20 protein-coding genes are annotated in these 20,492 nt (G+C 51.5%); 17 read left to right on the forward strand and 3 right to left on the reverse strand.

Features of this window, described 5'->3' with window-relative positions:
* From GWK78_01075 to GWK78_01140, 14 genes are all read left to right on the forward strand, one after another.
* Window positions 1-699: an ATP-binding cassette domain-containing protein gene (locus GWK78_01075; protein QHU93627.1), complete on the forward strand. Its 699-nt coding sequence runs from the start codon at window positions 1-3 to the stop codon at window positions 697-699.
* Window positions 689-1,036, forward strand: a complete 348-nt coding sequence (locus GWK78_01080; GenBank protein QHU93628.1) for a PadR family transcriptional regulator — start codon at window positions 689-691, stop codon at window positions 1,034-1,036. Before GWK78_01075 ends, GWK78_01080 begins: the two co-directional genes overlap by 11 nt.
* Window positions 1,033-2,325: a PspC domain-containing protein gene (locus tag GWK78_01085; protein ID QHU93629.1), complete on the forward strand. Its 1,293-nt coding sequence runs from the start codon at window positions 1,033-1,035 to the stop codon at window positions 2,323-2,325. Before GWK78_01080 ends, GWK78_01085 begins: the two co-directional genes overlap by 4 nt.
* 68 nt (window positions 2,326-2,393) lie before the next feature.
* A complete protein-coding gene (locus GWK78_01090; GenBank protein QHU93630.1) occupies window positions 2,394-3,236 on the forward strand; it encodes an undecaprenyl-diphosphate phosphatase in 843 nt (280 codons plus the stop codon).
* Between the two features lie 286 nt (window positions 3,237-3,522).
* Complete coding sequence (locus GWK78_01095) at window positions 3,523-3,750, forward strand: hypothetical protein (GenBank protein QHU93631.1); 228 nt, start codon at window positions 3,523-3,525, stop codon at window positions 3,748-3,750.
* An 87-nt stretch (window positions 3,751-3,837) separates the two neighbouring features.
* A complete protein-coding gene (locus GWK78_01100) occupies window positions 3,838-5,496 on the forward strand; it encodes a collagen-like protein (GenBank protein QHU93632.1) in 1,659 nt (552 codons plus the stop codon).
* Between the two features lie 45 nt (window positions 5,497-5,541).
* Window positions 5,542-6,837: a serine--tRNA ligase gene (gene serS, locus GWK78_01105; protein ID QHU93633.1), complete on the forward strand. Its 1,296-nt coding sequence runs from the start codon at window positions 5,542-5,544 to the stop codon at window positions 6,835-6,837.
* A gap of 18 nt (window positions 6,838-6,855) precedes the next feature.
* Window positions 6,856-7,098, forward strand: a complete 243-nt coding sequence (locus GWK78_01110; protein ID QHU93634.1) for a hypothetical protein — start codon at window positions 6,856-6,858, stop codon at window positions 7,096-7,098.
* Between the two features lie 21 nt (window positions 7,099-7,119).
* Window positions 7,120-7,494 (forward strand): ribosome-associated translation inhibitor RaiA, encoded by a 375-nt coding sequence (gene raiA, locus GWK78_01115; protein ID QHU93635.1) that lies wholly within the window; start codon window positions 7,120-7,122, stop codon window positions 7,492-7,494.
* 102 nt (window positions 7,495-7,596) lie between these two features.
* Window positions 7,597-10,221: a preprotein translocase subunit SecA gene (gene secA / locus GWK78_01120; GenBank protein QHU94254.1), complete on the forward strand. Its 2,625-nt coding sequence runs from the start codon at window positions 7,597-7,599 to the stop codon at window positions 10,219-10,221.
* Between the two features lie 33 nt (window positions 10,222-10,254).
* Window positions 10,255-11,535: a hypothetical protein gene (locus tag GWK78_01125; protein QHU93636.1), complete on the forward strand. Its 1,281-nt coding sequence runs from the start codon at window positions 10,255-10,257 to the stop codon at window positions 11,533-11,535.
* A 23-nt stretch (window positions 11,536-11,558) separates the two neighbouring features.
* Window positions 11,559-12,770, forward strand: coding sequence for a hypothetical protein (locus GWK78_01130; protein QHU93637.1), 1,212 nt, complete (start codon window positions 11,559-11,561; stop codon window positions 12,768-12,770).
* Between the two features lie 16 nt (window positions 12,771-12,786).
* Entirely contained in the window at window positions 12,787-14,148 is a 1,362-nt protein-coding gene (gene murD / locus GWK78_01135; protein ID QHU93638.1) for a UDP-N-acetylmuramoyl-L-alanine--D-glutamate ligase, read from the forward strand.
* A gap of 92 nt (window positions 14,149-14,240) precedes the next feature.
* Window positions 14,241-15,560 (forward strand): hypothetical protein, encoded by a 1,320-nt coding sequence (locus GWK78_01140; GenBank protein QHU93639.1) that lies wholly within the window; start codon window positions 14,241-14,243, stop codon window positions 15,558-15,560.
* Between the two features lie 12 nt (window positions 15,561-15,572).
* Here the strand turns inward: GWK78_01140 and hpt are convergent, their stop codons facing one another.
* Together hpt and GWK78_01150 are read right to left on the reverse strand one after the other, a co-directional pair.
* The gene (gene hpt, locus GWK78_01145) at window positions 15,573-16,112 is read right to left on the reverse strand and encodes a hypoxanthine phosphoribosyltransferase (protein ID QHU93640.1); all 540 of its coding nucleotides are present in this window, start codon (window positions 16,110-16,112) and stop codon (window positions 15,573-15,575) included.
* 17 nt (window positions 16,113-16,129) lie between these two features.
* The gene (locus tag GWK78_01150; protein ID QHU93641.1) at window positions 16,130-16,759 is read right to left on the reverse strand and encodes a hypothetical protein; all 630 of its coding nucleotides are present in this window, start codon (window positions 16,757-16,759) and stop codon (window positions 16,130-16,132) included.
* 35 nt (window positions 16,760-16,794) lie between these two features.
* On the opposite strand from GWK78_01150, the gene GWK78_01155 reads away from it, so the two are divergent.
* Window positions 16,795-17,874 (forward strand): peptide chain release factor 2, encoded by a 1,080-nt coding sequence (locus GWK78_01155; protein ID QHU93642.1) that lies wholly within the window; start codon window positions 16,795-16,797, stop codon window positions 17,872-17,874.
* On the opposite strand, the gene GWK78_01160 is transcribed toward GWK78_01155, so the two are convergent.
* Complete coding sequence (locus GWK78_01160) at window positions 17,850-18,680, reverse strand: hypothetical protein (GenBank protein ID QHU93643.1); 831 nt, start codon at window positions 18,678-18,680, stop codon at window positions 17,850-17,852. The genes GWK78_01155 and GWK78_01160 overlap by 25 nt on opposite strands.
* A gap of 62 nt (window positions 18,681-18,742) precedes the next feature.
* On the opposite strand from GWK78_01160, the gene ftsE reads away from it, so the two are divergent.
* On the forward strand, window positions 18,743-19,432 hold the full coding sequence (gene ftsE / locus GWK78_01165) for a cell division ATP-binding protein FtsE (protein ID QHU94255.1): 690 nt from the start codon (window positions 18,743-18,745) through the stop codon (window positions 19,430-19,432).
* Complete coding sequence (locus tag GWK78_01170) at window positions 19,429-20,430, forward strand: FtsX-like permease family protein (protein ID QHU93644.1); 1,002 nt, start codon at window positions 19,429-19,431, stop codon at window positions 20,428-20,430. The genes ftsE and GWK78_01170 overlap by 4 nt, the downstream gene beginning before the upstream one ends.
* The last annotated feature ends 62 nt before the right edge of the window (window positions 20,431-20,492 follow it).

The following is a 20,492-nucleotide window of genomic DNA, read 5'->3' on the forward strand; positions in this document are numbered from 1 at the left end:
ATGATTGAACTGAAAAATGTGACAAAAGTTTACGGTAAAAAGAAAAACCAATTTACGGCGCTGAAAAATGTCAGCTTGACCATCCCGACGGGCGCCAGCGTGGCAATCCTCGGTAAATCTGGTTCAGGAAAATCGACGCTGATGCATGCTATCTCGGGTTTGGATAAGCCGCAAAAAGGTCAAGTTATCATTGACGGACAAGATATCTTGCAACTAAAGTCAAAGCATGTCGATGAGTTTCGCGCCAAGAAAATCGGTTTTATCTTTCAGAGCTTTTTTGTCCAAGGCAATGAGAGCGTGGTTGACAACGTCAGTTTGCCGCTGGAAATTGCGCGGCTGCCGCGGAAAAAACGAGCGCATAAAATCAATGCAGCGCTTAAGGCGGTGGACTTGTACGACAAGCGCAAGAATCGCGCCAAAGACCTGTCGGGCGGGCAAAAGCAGCGTTTGGCAATCGCCCGGGCGATTGTCGGCGATCCGCAAATCATCTTTGCTGACGAGCCGACCGGCAACCTGGACAGCGAAACTGGCGCTAAGGTGGAAGGATTGCTATTTGATTATAATAAGCAAAAGGGTGTCACGCTGATTGTAGTGACACACGACGTCGACCTGGCGAAGAAATGCGATTATCAGATCATCATTAAAGACGGTCGGATTGAAAAATCAACCGTGCCAGGAGGGATAAGGCATGGACGTTAGTGCTTACGCGGAGAGTTTGGCGATTCAACTGCGCAAAGGTTTTTTGGTCTACTGTGTGCTGCTGGTTTGTGCCAAACAACCGCAATATACCGGCGACATCGTCAAGCAATTGAGCGAGTCGGAGCTGATGGTGGTTGAGGGGACAATTTACCCGCTGCTCAGCCGCTTGCAGAAATATGGCTATCTCAAGCACGAATGGCAAGAGAGCGAACAGGGGCCGCCGCGCAAATATTATTCGCTCACTGACGTGGGCGCGCAGCTGGTGGATGAATTGAAAAATCGTATCAAAATGTTGAACACTTCGCTAAAAAATCTCGAGAAAGGAGCCAAGCGATGAAAGAAATAACCAGAATTCATTTGGCAAAGACGCCGTTTAGCGTGGAAGTTGATGCTAAAAAATCATTGGAAAAATACCTGAATTTAATTCAGAAAAACATGCACGCCGAGCCAGAGGCTATGCGGGAAATCGAAGCGCGAATGGTGGAGCTTTTGGCGGAGCGCGGCGTGGCAAAGGACGGCGTGATCAGTCACGACGACGTCCTGGCGGTGCAGAAACAAATGGGCGAACCGCGTGATTTTTCGGACGATGACGAGACGGTGGAGACCGATGACGAGCCCGAGCGTTCAGAGCGTTCGGAGCGACGGCTGATGCGCGATACGGAACATTCGCTAATTGGTGGCGTATGTGCAGGCATTGCTGCCTATTGGGGAACCAATCCCTTGTGGGTACGATTATTGTTCATTTTCTCGCCATTTATTACCTTTGGTGCAGCGGTACTGATTTATATTGTGATGTGGCTGTCAGTTCCAGAGGCGCGGACTGCCTCTGATAAGCTCCAGATGCGAGGCAAGGCGGTAACGTTTGATTCGCTGAAGCGTCAGGCCAGTCGGAATGAGCCATCCGTAGGGCGGAATAGTAACACGGGTCATACGGCAGCAAAAGTATTTCGATTTATTCTTGGGGTTGGTATTCTCATGGTAACACTGGGGCTGTTGGTGGCGCTGATCGTGGGGGCGGTCAGTGGCATCGCGGTGATTGGTTTGCTGGATGGGCTTTATGCGCAGTCGTGGGCGTGGGGTCTATGGGTGTCCTTATTTATTGGCGGTGTAGCGGCGGTGTGGCTGGGCGCGATATTGAGCCACGGTGTTTTTACGTGGACGTTAAAGCGACTATCGGTGATTATGATGGTGGTGGCGCTGATCGTAGGGGCGCTGTCGGTTTCAGGGATGACGCTGTTTGGTGTAGGTATGGCGAATGAGCTAGCACGTGACGAGGAGCGCTTGACAAAAATCGTGCCGGTTGAATTGCCAAGTGATATGAAGGGCGTGAAATATGTCCATGTCGAGGGTGAGGATGTGTCGTTACATTTTGGGGATACGACCCGAGGTGATATCAAGGTTGAGCTGCGCTATATAGACCTCAAGGGCAAGCGCCAGCAACCGAAGGTGTCGGCGGTGCGTGATGGTGATAAGCTCGTGCTCAGAGTTGAAAACCAGCGTAATCGCTGTCGCACGACGTGGTTTGGCCTCTCGCCGGAGCTTGATGTCAACTGCTTCGGGTTTGTGCGGCTGCATGTGTCCGGGCCGCTGTCGCCATCGCCCGCACCACAATCAAGTGACGCATAGTGAGCGTGGAGGTTGGCGAATGCTTACTGAGCTGCTACACTGAAGGGATGATAGGGAGCTATTAAGTAGTGGCGTGGTGGCAAGCGATCATCCTCGGTATTGTTGAAGGCGTGACAGAGTTTCTGCCGGTTTCTTCGACGGGACATTTGACGATCGTCGAGAAGTTGATGGGGATGAGAATTGATGATTCGAGTCTGACGGCGTTCACGGCAGTAATTCAGGTCGGCGCGATCTTGGCAGCGATTATCTATTTCTGGAGCGATATCTGGCGGGTGCTAAGCGCGTGGTGGCGCGGTCTGTGGTGGAAGCGGGCGCGACGACAGTTTGATTATGTGTATGGCTGGGCGATTATCATCGGTTCGGTGCCGATCGCAGTGATTGGACTACTGTTTAAGGATCAGGTCGAGACGGTGCTGCGTAGTTTGTGGTTTGTGGCGGTGGCGTTGATCGGCTGGAGCCTGGTGATGTGGTGGGCTGATAAGCGTTCAGAAAAGGCCAGTCACCGCAGCGAGCAGCAAACGACGTGGCGAGATACGCTGGCGATTGGTGTGGGGCAGTGCCTGGCCTTGATACCGGGTATCAGTCGGTCGGGAGCAACGATCTCGGTGGGGCTGCTGCGGGGATTTGACCGAGTGACGGTGACGAAGTTGAGCTTTTTCCTCGGTATCCCGGCGCTGGTGGCGGCTGGGCTGCTGGAGATGCTGACCGCCTCAAAGCACATTGCCGGCGGTGTCGGCTGGACAGCGACGGGGCTTGCGACAATTGTGTCGTTTGTGGTCGGCTACCTTGCGATATCGTGGCTGCTTAAGTTTGTGGCGCGGAATGACTTCTCGTTATTTATTTGGTATCGAGTCGGGCTGGGCGGCCTGATCATTGTTTTGCTGATGAGCGGCGCGATCAGTGCGGTTTAGTTGTCGTTAAAAGCGTATGGTCACTGGGGCGAGTGTGACGATTTTAGGCAAATCTGGTTCGGGCAAGTCGACGCTGACGCACACCATCTCGGGACTGGGGATAAGCCTGAGCAAGGCGAAGTGTTGGTTGATGGCGAGGGAATGACTGGCCCGTACTACTTAATTGTGGCTGACCTGTCGTAATTACCCGCGATTTTTGATAAAAATTATGGCTTTTAGAATGTGCTCATGCTATAATCACGGTAAATAGGCGTATAGCAAGATCAAATAGGGGATATAATACAATATGAACGAGCGCTCAGACAAGACATATGCGAGTCGTAAACTGGTAATATGTTTGTTTATCGTCACGATACTAATCATTCTACTGCTGTGGTGGTGGCCATGGGGCGGCGGCAATCGCTTTTACAAGGGGGTTCGTCCAGATCAGATTAGCTTACGCCAGAGCAATGGCAAGGTGCAGTGGCAGTTTATGGACGGCGACTGGCAGGATATTGTCTCTCTTTCTGAATAGCGAGGTGATAAGGGCGAGAAAGGCGACAAGGGTGACAAAGGTGACACTGGTGAGGCTGGAGCTGCTGGTAAAGACGGTAAAAACGGTGTGAACACAGGGCAGCGTGGAGCCAATGGCCGTGATGGGGCGAATGGTAAAAACGGTGCGACCGGGCCAAAGGGCGATACCGGCGCGACCGGTGCTCAGGGTCCAGCTGGTCCACGGGGCCAAAAGGGTGACAAGGGTGAGAAGGGTGATGCCAACGGTATCGTCGGTCCGGCTGGCCCACAGGGTCCCAAAGGTGACACCGGCCAGCAAGGACAAAAAGGTGACAAAGGCGATGCCGGTGCTAAAGGCGAAAAGGGAGACGCTGGTGCTAAAGGTGAAAAGGGTGAAAAAGGTGACAAAGGTGACACTGGTGCAGTGGGCGCCCAAGGCCAAAAGGGCGATGCCGGTAATGATGGACGAGAGATTGAGCTACAGAAAACTGCACTATATATACAGTGGCGCTACAGAGGCGATGCCACTTGGCATAACCTCATCGCATTGTCTGATCTAAAGGGCCCGAAGGGTGACAAAGGTGATACCGGTCCACAGGGTGCAACGGGTGCCCAGGGCGCACAAGGTGCTCAGGGGCCTGCCGGTGCCCAAGGCCAAAAGGGTGAAACTGGCCCTGCCGGCCCGCAAGGCCCAGCTGGTCCCCAAGGCCAAAAAGGCGAGAAAGGTGAAAAAGGTAATGATGGCCCACAAGGTCCTGCAGGTCCTCAGGGAGCCAAAGGTGATACCGGTCCAATCGGTCCCGCCGGCCCGCAAGGACTCAAAGGCGCTAAAGGTGATACTGGAGCGACAGGCGCTCAAGGTCAAAAAGGCGACAAGGGCGACACCGGCCCAGTAGGTCCTCAGGGCCTGCCCGGCCCCCAGGGTATACCAGGTGTTAAGGGGGATAAAGGTGACACTGGTCCAGCGGGGCCACAGGGTCTTCAGGGTGCTAAGGGTGACAAAGGCGAGCCAGGGGCTAAGGGTGAAACTGGCCCTGCCGGCCCACAAGGGGCCAAGGGAGATGCCGGTGCACCTGGAGCTAAAGGTCCGAAGGGCGACGCTGGTCCCCAAGGACAAAAAGGTGATAAAGGTGAAAAGGGTGAAGCTGGTGCAAATGCAACAGTCAATGTGACAAATAGTACTCAGCCATGTTCGACCAAACTCAACGTTACGGGCAATGGTACACCAAATATTGGACTGACGTTTACCGGATCAAATATTCCGGCTGGTGGGTCAATTGGTCAGGTACTGATGAAAAAATCGGCGGCAGATTGTGATGTTGCGTGGAGAAGTTTGCCGCAAGAAACGATGTTTGCTGGCTCGATCGGTGTCGGTAATGGTAACATCACGGCGGTGAATATTAATGCTGACACTTATACAGCCATTCCGATGACAACGATCACCACGAATACCGGCGGTGGCACCTGGGATCCAGTGAATCACACGTATACCATTCCAAGCGACGGTGTATATTTCATCCGTTCCAGTATTCGTACCGTTGACAACTCGCCGATGCGTAACATTTACCAAATTGTTAATGATGTGAACGGTGATCGTCCAGAGGGCACGTGGTCGTCTAATCAAGCCGGTGTTCGTCGTTCGACACTGCCGTATTCACGGATGATGCGGGCCACGGCTGGCACCAAACTAAAGTTGATCGTCGTATCAGACCTCCAGAGTGTGCAACTCAGCGACGCAAGCCTGACAATCACCAAGCTTTCAAACTAGTGAAGTTAGCGAGATAAATTATCGTATATCTGCTACAATGATACCATGTTAGATATTCGCTTTATTCGAGATAACGCCGAGGCAGTGCAGACTGCGGCGAAACACAAGGGGTGTGACGTGTCTATTGCGACATTGTTGCAATTAGACGACGAGCGTCGTGAGGCGCAGCGGCAGGTTGATGAGTTGCGCCAGCAGCGTAATGAGATTGCTGCGCAGATGAAGGGAGGCAAGCCTGAGCCGGGTCTGATTGAGCAGGGCAAGGCGATCAAGGCTAAGCTGAGTGGGCTCGAGACTCGGCTGAGCGAGATCGAGGAACGATACACGGCACTACTAAAGCAGGTTCCTAATATGCCGCACGCCGATGTACCAGTTGGTCTGAGTGAGGATGAAAACGTTGAAGTAAAGGTCGTCGGTGATATTCCAACCTTTGATTTTGCGCCGAAAAATCACTACGAAATCGCCGAGGCAAAAGGCTGGCTCGATAAAGAGCGGGCCGCCAAGGTTGCTGGTGCTCGTTTTGCTTATATCATGGGGGATTTGGTGTTGTTGCAACAGGCGATTATCCAGTTTGTGATCACATCTCTCACGAACCCAGCGGTGATCAAAGAGATCGCCGAAAAGGCTGGCCTTGATGTCAATACAAAACCATTCACCCCAGTGCTGCCGCCACTGATGATCCGCACCGAACCGTATGATCAGATGGATCGCCTCCAGCCGAGTGACGATCGCTACAAGATCGAGGGCGAGGAATTATGGCTCCAGGGAAGTGCTGAGCATGTGCTCGGCAGCATGCACGCGGGTGAGATCTTTGACGCCAAGCAGTTACCGCTACGATACTTGGGTTTTGCGACTAGCTTTCGAAAAGAGGCGGGGACCTATGGCAAGGATATGGAGGGGCTGATCCGGATGCATCAGTTCGACAAGCTCGAGATGGAGAGTTTCACCGAGGCTAAGGACAGCTATAGCGAGCATCTCCTATTTATTGCCATCCAAGAGTGGTTGTTGGCCCAGCTGAAGTTGCCATACCACGTGCTGATGAAATGTACGGCCGATATTGGTAAGCCAAATGCGCGCGGTGTTGACATGGAAGTCTGGCTACCGGGTCAGGACAAGTACCGCGAGACGCATACCGCTGACTACATGACTGATTATCAGGCACGCCGCTTGATGACGCGGGTGCGTACGGATAACGGGGTTGAATTGATCCACACGAATGACGCGACGGCCTTTGCGCTGGGGCGCTGTATGGTGGCGATTATTGAGAATTACCAGACCGCCGAGGGTGATGTAGTGGTGCCAGAAGTACTTCGTCCATATATGAATGGCCGCGAGATGATATAATGGAGTCTAGGAGGGTATATGGCACTGACGAACGATGACAAGCAATGGATCAAGGGCGCGATCGCTGATGGTGTGGTTGAAGGCAGACTACAGGCACTAACGAACGACATTAAAGAGATATACGATGTTATTTACGGTAAGCCGAACAAATCATTTATGAGCGCCAGCTTTGCCAAAATGTCGTCGAAAGAAAAGCTGCTCGTGATTAACGAAGAATTACTAAAAATGGCGAAGGACGCGGGTGTTGTTTTGCCGCGCTAGCACGTGATAAGAGGAGGAACCATGATCAAAGATATTACCATTACTGGCGTCAAATACGAATTGACAGACACCACAAAGAAATACGTCGAGCGCAAAATTGGCGCGTTGGGCAAGTACTTGCCGCGGCATGCCCGCAAGAGCGCTACCGCTGATGTAAAGATCAAGCAGATTGATCATCCTGGCGGCAACAAGTACGAGGTTGAGGTGATTATCAATGTGCCAGACAAGAAAATCACCGCTAAAGATTCGACAATGAACGTGCTAGCAGCAGTGGATATCGTTGAGGCGAAGCTGAATGGGCAGCTACGTAAGTATAAGGATGATGTGTTGGCGCACGTTGGCAGCAGCCGCAGCGTACTGGCACGGTTCAAGCGCGGTTTCCAGCGCGAGCAGTAGAAGGGGTTTAAATCAACCCCTTTAATTTTCTAGCCCTGCACGGTATAATTGTATACAGTTTTTGAAAATGCCTGAAAGTGAGGGAGTTTTGAGTTTATGGCAATGACACAACAAAAGGCGCTGAGTAAGATTTTTGGCGATCCGCAGAAGAAAATTTTGAAACGGCTGCGTAAGCAAGTTGACGTAATTAACGGTCTGTCCGAAAAATATGAAACAATGTCGGACAAGGAGTTGCGGGCGCAGACAGAGGCGCTGAAAAAGCGTCTGACGAAGAAAAATGTAACACTGGATACGATTTTGCCGGATGCCTTTGCGGTGGTGCGCGAGGCAGCCAAGCGTGTCATTGGCGAGCGTCCGTACGATGTCCAGCTGATCGGCGGCATGGTTCTTCATGAGGGTAATGTGGCTGAGATGAAGACCGGCGAAGGTAAAACCTTGGTGGCGACGCTGCCGACCTATCTGAACGCATTGGAGGAAAAGGGCGTTCATGTGGTGACCGTCAATGATTATCTGGCGCAGCGCGACGCCGGCTGGATGGGCCAGGTGTATGACTTTTTGGGCTTGACAACTGGCGTGATCATCAACGAAGCGTCGTTTATCTATGACAAAGAGTATGATAATGAGCATCACGACGATCCGCGCATGCGCAAGCTCCGCCCGGTCACTCGTAAGGAAGCCTACGCGGCCGACATTACATATGGCACCAACAACGAGTTTGGTTTTGACTATTTGCGCGACAACATGGTTAATGACGTTGATTTGCTCAGGCAGCGCGAGCTGAACTTTGCTATCGTTGACGAGGTGGACTCCATTCTGATCGACGAAGCGCGTACGCCGCTGATCATCTCGGCGCCAGCAGCGGAAAACCCGGACAACTACTACACTTTCGCCAAAGTTGCCAGTAAATTAGTGCCAGATGACTATGTTTTGGACGAAAAGCGCCGCAGCGTGGCCTTGACCGACGAGGGCGTGGAAAAAGTCCAAAAACTGCTGGGAATAAAAAATTTGTACACACCAGACCACGTGCGCAGCGTTTACCACATGGACCAAGCTCTGCGAGCACAAACATTGTTCAAGCGCGACAAAGACTACGTGGTAACTAATGACGGCGAGGTGATCATCGTCGATGAGCACACCGGTCGTTTGATGCAAGGACGCCGCTACAACGAAGGCTTGCACCAGGCAATTGAGGCGAAAGAAGGCGTGCCAGTGCTGGAAGAAAGCATGACGCTGGCGACCATTTCGTTCCAGAATTATTTCCGTTTGTATAATAAACTTTCCGGTATGACTGGTACGGCATTTACCGAGGCTGAAGAGTTTCAGCAAATTTATTCACTGGACGTCATCCAGATTCCACCGAACAAGCCAGTGATTCGCGATGACAAAGAAGACCTGATTTTCAAGACCGAAAAAGGCAAGCTGAAGGCGGTGGCTGAAGCCATCAAAGATTATCACAAGCAAGGCCGGCCGGTATTGGTTGGTTCTGGCTCGATCGCCAAGAACGAGCAGATTGCCAAATATCTGGAAAAAGAAGGCATCAAGTTTGAGATTTTGAACGCTAAGAATAATGAGCGCGAGGCGGCTATCATCGAGAAGGCTGGTGAAAAGGGTGCGATTACGCTAGCGACAAACATCGCCGGGCGTGGTACCGACATTAAACTTGGCAAGGGCGTTAAGGAATTGGGCGGTCTGGTGGTGATCGGTTCGGAGCGCCACGAATCACGGCGTATCGACAATCAGTTGCGCGGTCGTGGTGGTCGTCAGGGTGACCCGGGTGAGACGCAGTTCTATGTGTCGACCGAAGATGATTTGATGCGAATTTTCCAAGGCGAGCGAATTGCGGCGCTGATGGATCGGCTGGGCGTGGACGAAGATACGCCGATTCAAAACCGCGCTGTGTCAAAGACGTTGGAGGCAGCCCAGAAGCGTGTCGAAGGTTACAACTTTGATACGCGCAAAAATGTTGTTCAGTACGACAATGTGATTAATCGCCATCGCCGGGTGGTCTACACGATGCGCCGAAAAATCCTTGAAGGCGACAATATTCAGCCGGAAATTGAGCGGTTGTTGCGAGACAGAGTCAAAGAGCTAGTGACGCTACCGACAAAAAACAACCCGAAGTTTATCGAGGAATTTACCTCGGCCTTTCCGGTCGATGAGGCGGCCGTGCGCAAGGTTGGCCGCGAGAAAAAAGACCGTCCACGCCTCCAAAAAGCTCTGAAACTAGCACACCAGGCCTACCGGGAAAAAGATGAAGAAATCGGTACTGAAGAGTTGCGCGGTGTGGAGCGCGAGGTGTATATGGCGGTGCTCGACACCCTGTGGATGCAGCACCTAGAGAATATGCAACACCTACGCGAAGGGATCCACTGGCGCAGCGTTGGCCAGCGCGATCCATTGGTAGAATACCGGGCGGAGTCACAAAAATTGTTCACCAGCCTCCAGGAAAATCTGCGTAACGAAGTTCTGAACACAATTTTTCATATTCATAAATCTGACGCAGTGATTCGCCAGTCACAGGATGATGAGTATGATACCGAGCTAACGCGCCTAGCCGAAAGCGCAGTTGAGCGTGGCGTTAATGAAGTTGGTACGGGCGAGGAAAATCGTGACGGTGACTTTTCGGTGAAAAAGGGTAAATCTAACGCCGAGTCGAACCGCGCTAAAAACCAAGCACGCAAGAAGAAAAAAGCGCAGCGCCAAAATCGCAAAAAGAATCGCAAATAAATCTAAAACCGGTGGGCAGAGAGCGACAGACAGATGAAACATACGGTCAAAGAAATAAAATTGAAAAACGGTGCGAAAGGCCTGTTCATTGATGTGCCGGACGCGACAGTGATGAGCTTTCAGGTGCAGTTTCGAGCGGGCAACCGCTATGTCCGCGACAAGGACATCTACGAGACGGCGCACATCATGGAGCACATGGCGTTTGGGGCGAATGAGAAGTTTCGTTCGGAGCACGCCTATGAGCAGGAATTTACCAAGAATGGTGCGTACCATAATGCGTTCACCTCTGATTATTCAATGGTGTACGAGGCGGCCTGCGCGGATTTTGAATGGGATCGGATTTTAGAATTACAGCGGTTGGCGATCACCACGCCGCGCTTTAACGCCGAGGAACTAGAGGCCGAGAAAGGCAATGTCCGGAGCGAGCTGACCGGCTATCTCAATAACCACAACCGCGTGATGTGGCCGCGGGTGCAGCAAGCACTGGGCGAGGATATTTTGACGTATAATCAGCGGCTGAAAACCATTGACGCGATTACTCTAAAGGATATTAAGGAGCATCATCGGCGGACACATACGCTCAACAATATGCGGTTTGTGGTGGCCGGTAAGTTGACTGGGCGGATGGCGACGATTCGTGAATCGCTGGAGCAGTGGCAGCTAGAGCCGGGCGAGCGGTTTGCTATCCCACACGATAAGCTGTCGAGTGCCGCACCGATTTTTGTCCGCCGCAAGGAGGCCTCGAATCTGACATTTGGCTGGTCGATGAATCTGCCGCGCGAGCTGAGCGATGAGGATTCTGACGCTATGGGCTGCTTGAACCATATCTTGACCGGGACGATGAGCTCGCGGATTTTCGGGGCGGCGCGCAAGAAAGGGCTGGCTTACGGCGTGTTTAGCGATACCTCGGTTGGGTTTTATGATTCGGCGTGGGATTTTGGCGGCCAGGTTAACCTCGAGACAGCAGAGGCGCTGTTCGATATCATCGTGCGCGAACTGCGCCGAGTGCTGAACGGGACGATCACCTCGGAGGACATCGAGAATGCCAAGTCGTATGCGCTGGGCCGCTATCAGATGGGGGCACAAACGGTGGCACAGGTCAGCAATTTTTATACCGGGCGTTATTTTGCTGATGATTTCGTCAAGGATTATGAGGGCGTGCCGACAGCGATTTTGGCGGTGACTGCTGATCAAATTGTTCGGGTGGCACGAGAGTTTTTTGCGGCAAATACCTGGGTGCTTGCTGGCGTGAGTAGCGGCGATAAAGAGCTGCTCGGGCGACTGCAGGAGAAGCTTGAAGGGTTGTTTAGGTAGGTAGTATAGAGAGGAGACGAGATATGGGTAAGGGTAATACGAGCGAGACATGTGGACATATCATATCGACTCAGGGGGAAAGGACTGATATTGATCCAGTAATGTCGGAGCAGGAGCGGGCGGAGCTGCTCGGGCGGATGATTGCTGATCAGGAGCGTAGTGATGCGGCTGCTGAAACACTAGAGCGGGATATTGATAAGGGCCGCATACTAGAGGGTCGAAATGTGTTGGCACTCGTCAGTACGATCTATCGTGAAGTGCGTGATCTGCGCAGGAGTATTATAGATGGCTCGCGGCCTATCGATCCTTCCGCTGTTCATCTTGTGGCGAGTATGCCTCTTGATTATACCGACAATCTCAACAATAGGCATAGGGATGATGCGATTTGTTTATATGAAGTATGCAAGGCGACTGAGACTAATAGGAATTCGTTGCGTCCAAAGGATGAGGAGGAACTTATCGAAATCCATATGAAAAAGCGGCTTCAGCCGTATATCGACTCTGAGCTTATTCCCGAGAGCATTATCATTGAAGCGCATACAGTTAAACCGTCCTATGACGATCGGCTTCCGGTGCTTCCGTATGGCTCAGTAATTTTTAGGGCTAACGTGTATCCACAACAAATTGATGAAGGAGTTAAAGAGGGGGCCGTTAGTGATGCAGTGTTGCGAGTGATAGGCGAACACGCGATTCGGAGTGATGCTCCGCAGCATAGTACCGCTGGTTCTGAAAAGTTAACTCCAGAGAACGATGAGGTTATTTTACAGCCAGATGACCTCGCTATATTGCATTGGTGCTCCAAAATTGCTGAGTTTGCACGAATTGTACGCCAGGACGCCCTGGATAATCGGCAGAACGAGGATGGAATATACCCTAGTGTTGCCGTCCAAGAACGGGAGATATTTATTAATCAAAACAGTGATGACAAAAACCCAACAGTTCCATCCCGGTTCCCACGCAGGCCTTTGCTACGCTATGATTTTGTGCCGCAGGTTACTGGTGACTATATCGTCGACTTTATCCGAGACGATCTTTTGCATCGCCTTCAACCCCATATAGATTCCGGATTAATCCCTCCAGTTGCTGTTAATGTAGAGCTACGTCGGCATAAAGCGGAATCGTATGTGGTTGCCCGAGTTAGTTTTGATACTCTTAGTAAAGAGTGGGGCAAGAAGCTGCAGGAGAGAGATGTAGTCAATCCAGCGCTAGATGTTCCAATATCTCGAAGTTCTTGATGGTATAATAGAAACTATGAAGATCATTATCGCTGGCTATGGCCTTGAGGGTATATCAAGTTTGAGATATTTTCGGCAGGCTTTTCCTGATGCTGAGTTTGTCATTGCTGACCAGAAAGCGGTTGAAGATGCGCCGGATGGCGTGGCAGTGCGGACTGGCGAGTCAGTGTTCGCCGAGCAGCTGCAGGATGCCGATATGGTGGTGCGAGCACCGGGTGTGCCACCGCGGCTACTCAAAACGTCGGGCAAAATATGGTCGGCGACCAATGAGTTTTTCGACAAATGCCCAGCGCCGATTATCGGCGTGACGGGGACGAAAGGTAAGGGTACGACTTGTAGTCTGATCGCTGCAATCTTGCGGGCGGCCGGTCAGACGGTGCATTTGGTGGGGAATATTGGTGTGCCGGCACTGGACGCGCTACCAAACATCACAAAGGACGACTTCGTTGTCTATGAGCTATCAAGTTTTCAGCTGTGGGATCTCGAGAAATCGCCGACCATTGCCGTGGTGTTGATGATCGAGCCGGATCATTTGGAGGTGCATACGGATTTTGCCGAGTACCTCGATGCCAAGAAAAATATTCATCGTCACCAACAGGATGGTATATGTTTATATCACCCAACGAATAAATACTCACGGGAGGTAGCCACCGCGCCGCTTGATAGGCCGTTGTATGGGTGTGACTGTGAGACATGTAGCGAATACTGCGGAGATGATGAGTTAAATTTCGCGTACCGCTATGCTGTCCCTGACGAGGATCAGGTGTATGTTCGGGATGGCTACTTCTGTGTGCAAGATCGGCGGATTTGTCGCATCGATCATTTGCGACTGGCGGGCGCGCACAACCTCGAGAACGCCTGTGCGGCGATGAGCGCAGTGACAGAATTGCCGATCACGGTGACCGACGAGCAGTATGCGGCTGGACTAGAGAGTTTTACGGGACTACCACATCGATTAAAATTCGTTGCTGAGAAAAACGGCGTGAAGTATTACGATGACAGTATCGCTACCACGCCAGGCAGTGCCATCGCGGTGCTGCGGGCGTTTGAGGCGCCGAAAGTGTTGGTCATCGGCGGGTACGATAAAGGGGCGGATTATGATGAAATGGCCACGGAGATTACCAAACAAGCGGTGCGGGCGGTGATCATTATCGGGGCAAATGCGGCAAAGATTGAACAGTCGCTGCGCCAAGCATCGGTCACGGCGACGATAGTAGTGCTCGGCCAGACAACGATGGTGGATGTCGTCGCCCGGGCCAGTCAATTATCTCGCCCGGGCGATGTTGTCATCCTCAGCCCTGCGGCTGCTAGCTTTGGCATGTTCAAAAATTACGTCGACCGCGGCGAGCAGTTTGTGACGGCGGTGGAGAAGTTGTAGGTGGTAGTTTTGTTATAACGATCTGCCGTAGTTGAGCAATATCTTAGACCAAAACGTTGACATGTTACAATAAAATATGTATAATATTTGTTATGTCAGAAAAAGATAGGTCTATTGAACAACATCATCAGCCGCGTCTTTGGGGTGAAACGACTGATCCGAAAGAACATAATCCAAAACATTTCCGATATCTTGTTCACGCTATTAATCCATTTGCCAAAATGAGCGCCACGGCTGGTTGTGCCTTGGGCTCAATGGAGGGGTTTGGTCCTGAGACATCAGGAGACCAATCTATATCTATGTATAAACAACCTGAGCGCATTGGAGATAGGGTTTCCGCTAGTATGTCATTGATCGACCAAGACCACACCGCCACTTGGGGAGCCGGTGGGCTTATTATTGATGCTCCTGAAGGGAATATAGTCATAACTTCTGGAGCTGATGCGAGTGCTCGTAACAATAATCGAGATCTGCTCATAAAACAGGGTCATATTTGTGATATTATAGATCCGAATGAACTTTTAAATAGGACTTCACAGTATGATCATAATGAAGTCGTGGCTCTCGCCGAACACGAGGGTCACCAGCTGCAAACCGTTGGTTTTTTCTACAAAGTAACACCAAAAGGTGAGCCGGTAAATCATCGTCTTGCGCAGGTAATGCATATGCATGCCGATAGACTGCAGTTACCGATTGTAGAGATACCTGAGCCTCGTTGTGCTGACTCTGAGAATAAAGTACATCGTACCATCCGTCATGGGAAAGAGGAGGAGAGTATCATCGTTAGCTTAGATGGATACAATTTCTACCTTAGGGGGTTTGATGATATGTCCGGATGCTCAACTTATTGGATGCTTGATAAAGATTCTCTTCAGGCCTGCTTTGCATCTCCTTTTCAGTTTAAAGAAGCCGTTGAGTTTGCTGTTGGTATGGGAGAATTGAGTGATGAAGATGCTCGGCATGTTCTGAGGGGCTATGAAGAAGCAGATTTGCAGCGAAAAACCCCGACTGCGTATTATGATAAAAATGGAAATTTTGAGAAAATAGAATATTTTGAAGGTTATGGTAGCGAAGAGTATTATATCTCTATTAGGAAAACAGGCTATAGCGCTAGGGGGAATACGATAGACGCGAGGAGGTTTTATGGGGCATTACTTTGTGATGATCAGTTGGCAACGGCTGGGCCGATCGAATCTCCACTAAGTCCTGCTGATGCAGAATTCGTGATTAAGGAAGCTATCGGTAAGCTTGACCCGGCCAGGGCTGTAGAATTAGAAAAGTGGCATGAAGATCATAAGTCGGTCATTGAAAGAGTATGGCGTGATCATGTACAATCGGCCTCTAGGCTATCTGGTCAGATTGCCGTGAGACACCACTCTATGAGTAATGAACCTTTTCAGACTCATCATTAGTAGCGTATTACTTTATCCCTGATACACCTCAGGCTTCAACACTCCGATATACGGTAGGTTTCGGTATTGTTGGCGGAAATCTAGGCCGTAGCCGACGACGAATTCGTTAGGAACTGACAGGCCGACGTAATCGGCGGTAACGTTGGCGATACGTCGTTCGGGTTTGTCGAGTAGTGAGCAGACTTTGATTGAGGCCGCGCCGCGACTGGCGAATAATTCTAGCAATTTTTCTAGCGTTCGGCCGGTATCGACGATGTCTTCGACCAGCAAAATATGCCGCCCAGTAACGTCGCTATCAATGTCTTTGAGGATAGTGACCGCGCCGGATGATTCAGTTGCGTTGCCGTAGCTAGAGACGTCAATGAAATCGATTTCCAGGTAACAGTCCATCGCTCGCACTAGATCAATCATAAACGGTGCTGCACCGCGCAGTACACCGATGACCAGCGGGTTTTTGTCACGATACTCTGCCGTCAGCTCTCGGCCCAGCTGCGCCACCGCATTGTTAATTTGCTCAGTAGTCACGAGGATTTTAGCAATGTCTTGATTCATTAGGATAAGTATAACAATTAGCTAGCAAAATCGCTAATCCGCTTGGCGATAATTGCAGTAGGTTCAAGAATGCGGCATTGCGGGAAAAGGCGTTGTAACCGTCTCTTAAGCGCCAGATAATGCGTGCAGCCTAGAACAATAACATCGCTGCCGTCCGCAACACTGGTCGATACTTCATCAAGCACAATATCGTCGGCCAAACCTTGATCAATCATCTGCGCCCACGCACGGGTGTCTGGCGTGTCGATGCGAACGCCAGTAGCATATTCACTGATAAGCGCACGCAGACGCTGGCTGTGTTTGGTGGCGTTTGTCGCCAGCATGGTAATATGATGTGATTTGGTCAAGATGACGGCCGATTTGATCATCGGTTCAAAGCCCATAAAGCATACGTCTGTGTAACGTTGCCGCAGCGAGCCAATCGCGTTGGTCGTGGCGGTATTGCATGCTATAACAATAATGTCGCATGATAGCAGCGGCTGAATGGCAGCATCGGTTAGCGTGATAATCTCTTCCGGTAAACGATTGCCGTACGGTGCGTGCTCGCGGTCGATCGCCGTGATGTACGAATGCTGCGGCAGTAATTTTTTCAGCCTCTTTGCTACTAATTTGCCGCCAGTTCCCGTATCAAATATGCCGATCTTCATACAAAAAGTATAGCAAAATTGTTACAATGGTATCCATGCAACCGCTAAAAAAACGTATCCAAACCCTGCAATCAGAAGTAGAACAGGCCAAGGCGGCGCTGGATTTTGCGGCACTGGAGCAGGAGCTGGCGGCGCTGGACGAGCGACTCAATCAGCCGGAGATTTGGCATAATCCGGACGAGGCGCAGGTGCTGGCGAAAAAGGCGGCTAGCTTGCGCCAGACAGTCGAGCCGTGGCAGACGCTCAGCGTGCAACTCATGGATATCGCTGAGTTGATGGAGCTGGGCGATGATGATCTGCTGCCGGAGTTTGAGGCGCAGGTGGCAGCGCTGGAGCAGGAGTTTACTCAGCGCAAGACTGATCTACTGTTCAGCGGCCCGTACGACAACCGCGAGGCGGTAGTGCGAATTTCGGCGGGCGTAGGCGGGCTGGATGCGCAGGATTTTGCGGCGATGTTGGAGCGGATGTATCTACGCTGGGCGGAGAAGTCGGGGATGAAAGCCGACACGCTGGAGCGCTCGACCAATGATGATGCGGGGATAAAGACGGCGGTGTTGGAAATTTCTGGGCCGTTTGCCTATGGAAAACTGCGCTCAGAAAATGGCGTGCATCGGCTGGTGCGCCTCAGTCCGTTTAACGCTGATAATTTGCGCCAGACTAGCTTTGCACTGGTGGAGGTGCTGCCAAAGATCGATACGCCGGATGAAATTTCGATTGACCCGAATGATCTGAGGATTGATGTGTATCGCTCGGGCGGCAAGGGTGGTCAGGGCGTGAACACCACTGACTCGGCGGTGCGGGTGACGCACGTGCCGACGGGAATCACGGTGGCGATTCAGAACGAGCGTTCGCAGATTCAGAACAAAGAAACAGCGCTGAAGATTTTGCGATCCAAGTTGCTGGCGATGAAGCTGGAGCAACACGCCGAAACGCTGTCTGATCTCAGGGCCGGCGAGTCAGCCAACTGGGGCAGCCAGATCAGAAATTACGTCCTGCATCCGTACACGCTGGTCAAGGACACCCGCACCAAGCACGAGAACCGCAACGCCCAGGGCGTGCTGGACGGGGATGTTGATGAGTTTATGACGGCTTATTTGCGTGAATCGCGCGGCTGACGGAAGACAGCAATGGTGATCATCACGGCAAAGGCGATAAGGCTGATGACCATGACGGACAGGAAATGTACGCCAAATGGCCAAGTAGTTTGCCTGACGAGGACGTCGATCGGATATTTTCGGTTGGTGTCATCGCCGATGATGTAATAGAGCCACGCGCATGTACCCACCAGAAAGCACACCATGGCGAGGCCGTACCATACCAATGCTGACGTGTGGCGTGCGAGCCACTTGTTACTATCGGTAATTGCCTTGTTCTGCCAGCGGTTGGTATTGATAAGTGCATAAAGCGGCAAGGCGAGACAGCCGGTAGCCAGAAGCAGTCCAGTCGCAGTGTACATGATATATACGAAGATACCGCTGTGTTGTGCCATGTCTTGTAGTAGCGTGACGTGGGGTGTGAGGAATAGGCATATAAGCGTGGCGCCAAGCGATATGACCATAAGTAGCGCCAATAGTCGCAAACCAATCTCCAGTATCCTGTAGGTGCGCCGGGCAGGTTGCGCTGACTCATCAGGTGATTGCCCCACGAGCTGTCGTAGCCCACGTCCGAGGTAATATATACCCCAGACGATGCTAATAAATAGGAGTAGACCGCCAGTCAGGAAGAGCGGCCAGCGTAGCGCGTTAGCGGTTTTTCGAGGTGCTGCGCAGCATGACCAGGTGTCTTGCGGTCGCGCCGCATCAAACGTATCTGGCAGGAATGGCACGCTGAGATTACTGATAATCATTAACCCGACTCCGATGATACTGAGGGCGATAAACATGATGCTGAGGCGATTGAGCAATGTGGTTGAAGGTTTCATATATCTAGTGTAGCATGGTTCGTCGCGCTAATTCGCACTATCATAAAAAATCTGCTATACTAGTGGAAATGATTTTGTTAGATAGGGTTACCAAAACATATGGCAAGGACAACAAGCCGGCCTTGAATCGGGTGAGTGTTCATGTCAAGCCTGGCGAGTTTGTGATTTTGGTTGGGACATCAGGCGCGGGGAAGTCGACGCTGCTCAAGCTGCTGACCCGCGAGGAAAAGCCGACTGGCGGCAAGATTGTCGTCGGTGGGATTGATTACGACACGCTCAAGGACAAGCATATCCCGCTGCTCAGGCGCAAAATCGGTGTGGTGTTTCAGGATTTCAAGCTGTTGCCGAATCGGACGGTGTTTGAGAACGTGGCCTTCGCGCTGGAGATTGCCGGTATGACCAATCGTGAGATCAAATCAACGGTGCCAAAGGTGATCGAGCTAGTGGGCCTAAAAGGCAAGGAAAAGAATTTCCCGAACCAGCTGTCTGGCGGTGAGCGCCAGCGGGTGGCAATTGCCCGGGCGGTGGTACGCCAGCCAAAGATTTTGATCGCTGACGAGCCGACCGGTAACCTCGATCCCAAGCATAGCTGGGATATTGTGCGCTTGCTGGAAAAGATTAACAAATACGGCACCACGGTGCTACTGACGACGCACAATGTCGATATTGTGAACAAGCTCAAGCGCCGGGTGATCACCATTGATCACGGTAAAATCACCTCTGATCAAGCCAAGGGGAGTTACAAACAATGACCGATATTTCACGTAAAGCCGCCGCCAAGGCGCGCGTCGATCCCAAAGTCCTTAAGCGCACGCGGCAGCGTCGCCGTCGGGTGCTGACGTTCTGGCGAATGTGCCGGTATGGTATCAATAATTTTAGCCGTAACACCTGGCTGACGATTGCAGCGACTGCGGTGATGGCGGTGACGCTGCTGATCATCGCCCTCACTATAGCCGCCCGCCAAGTACTGGTTGACTCGGTCGATACAATTTCACGCAAGGCGGATATGTCAATTTTCCTCAAAGGCTCAACTGAGCAAAAGGTGATTGATGAGTTGATATCGCGCCTGAGTAAGCTCCACAATGTCGAAAAGGTAACGTATATTTCAGCAGAGCAGGCGCGGCAAGAACAGATTGAGCAGCACAAGAATGACCCGGCGTTTCTTGAGGCGATCAAAGAATCAAGCAATGAAATGCCGGCGTCGCTGCGGGCCTCGCTCAAGGATTTAAATGATCAGCGACCACTGATTGAGTTTACCAAGCATGATGAACTGTACAAAAAGCATAAAGACCCGACCAAGGAGCCGTCGTTCATCGGTGATCGGCGTGATGCGATCAATGCCATCGGTGATTGGGTACGATTTGCCAGTATCGCTGGCTCGATCGCTACGGTGGTGTTTGTGGTGATTTCGTCGCTGGTGGTGTTTAACACCATCAGAATGGCAATTTTTAACCGCAAAGACGAGATCCAGATGATGAAACTGATCGGCGCTGATCGCGGGTTTATTCGCGGGCCATTTATCGTCGAGGCGGTTATGTATGGATTTATCGCGGCGCTGGTGGCCTCAGGAGTTGGGTATCTGTTGTTGTTCTCGGCACACGACAAGCTGGCGGTGCGGCTGCCGATGGATAACTTGATGAATATTGGCACCACGTATGCCGGGCTAGTAGTGCTGGCGATGATTATGATCGGTGCGGTGATTGGCATTGTCTCGTCATTGATCGCGACGCGCAAATACTTAAAATTATAAGTTATTTTGTCGCTAACCCCTGAATATTTACTGAGCCAAGGCGCTTGACGTCCATATGTCGC

Source organism: Candidatus Saccharibacteria bacterium oral taxon 488 (assembly GCA_010202845.1).
Lineage (GTDB): Bacteria > Patescibacteriota > Saccharimonadia > Saccharimonadales > Saccharimonadaceae > Nanosynbacter.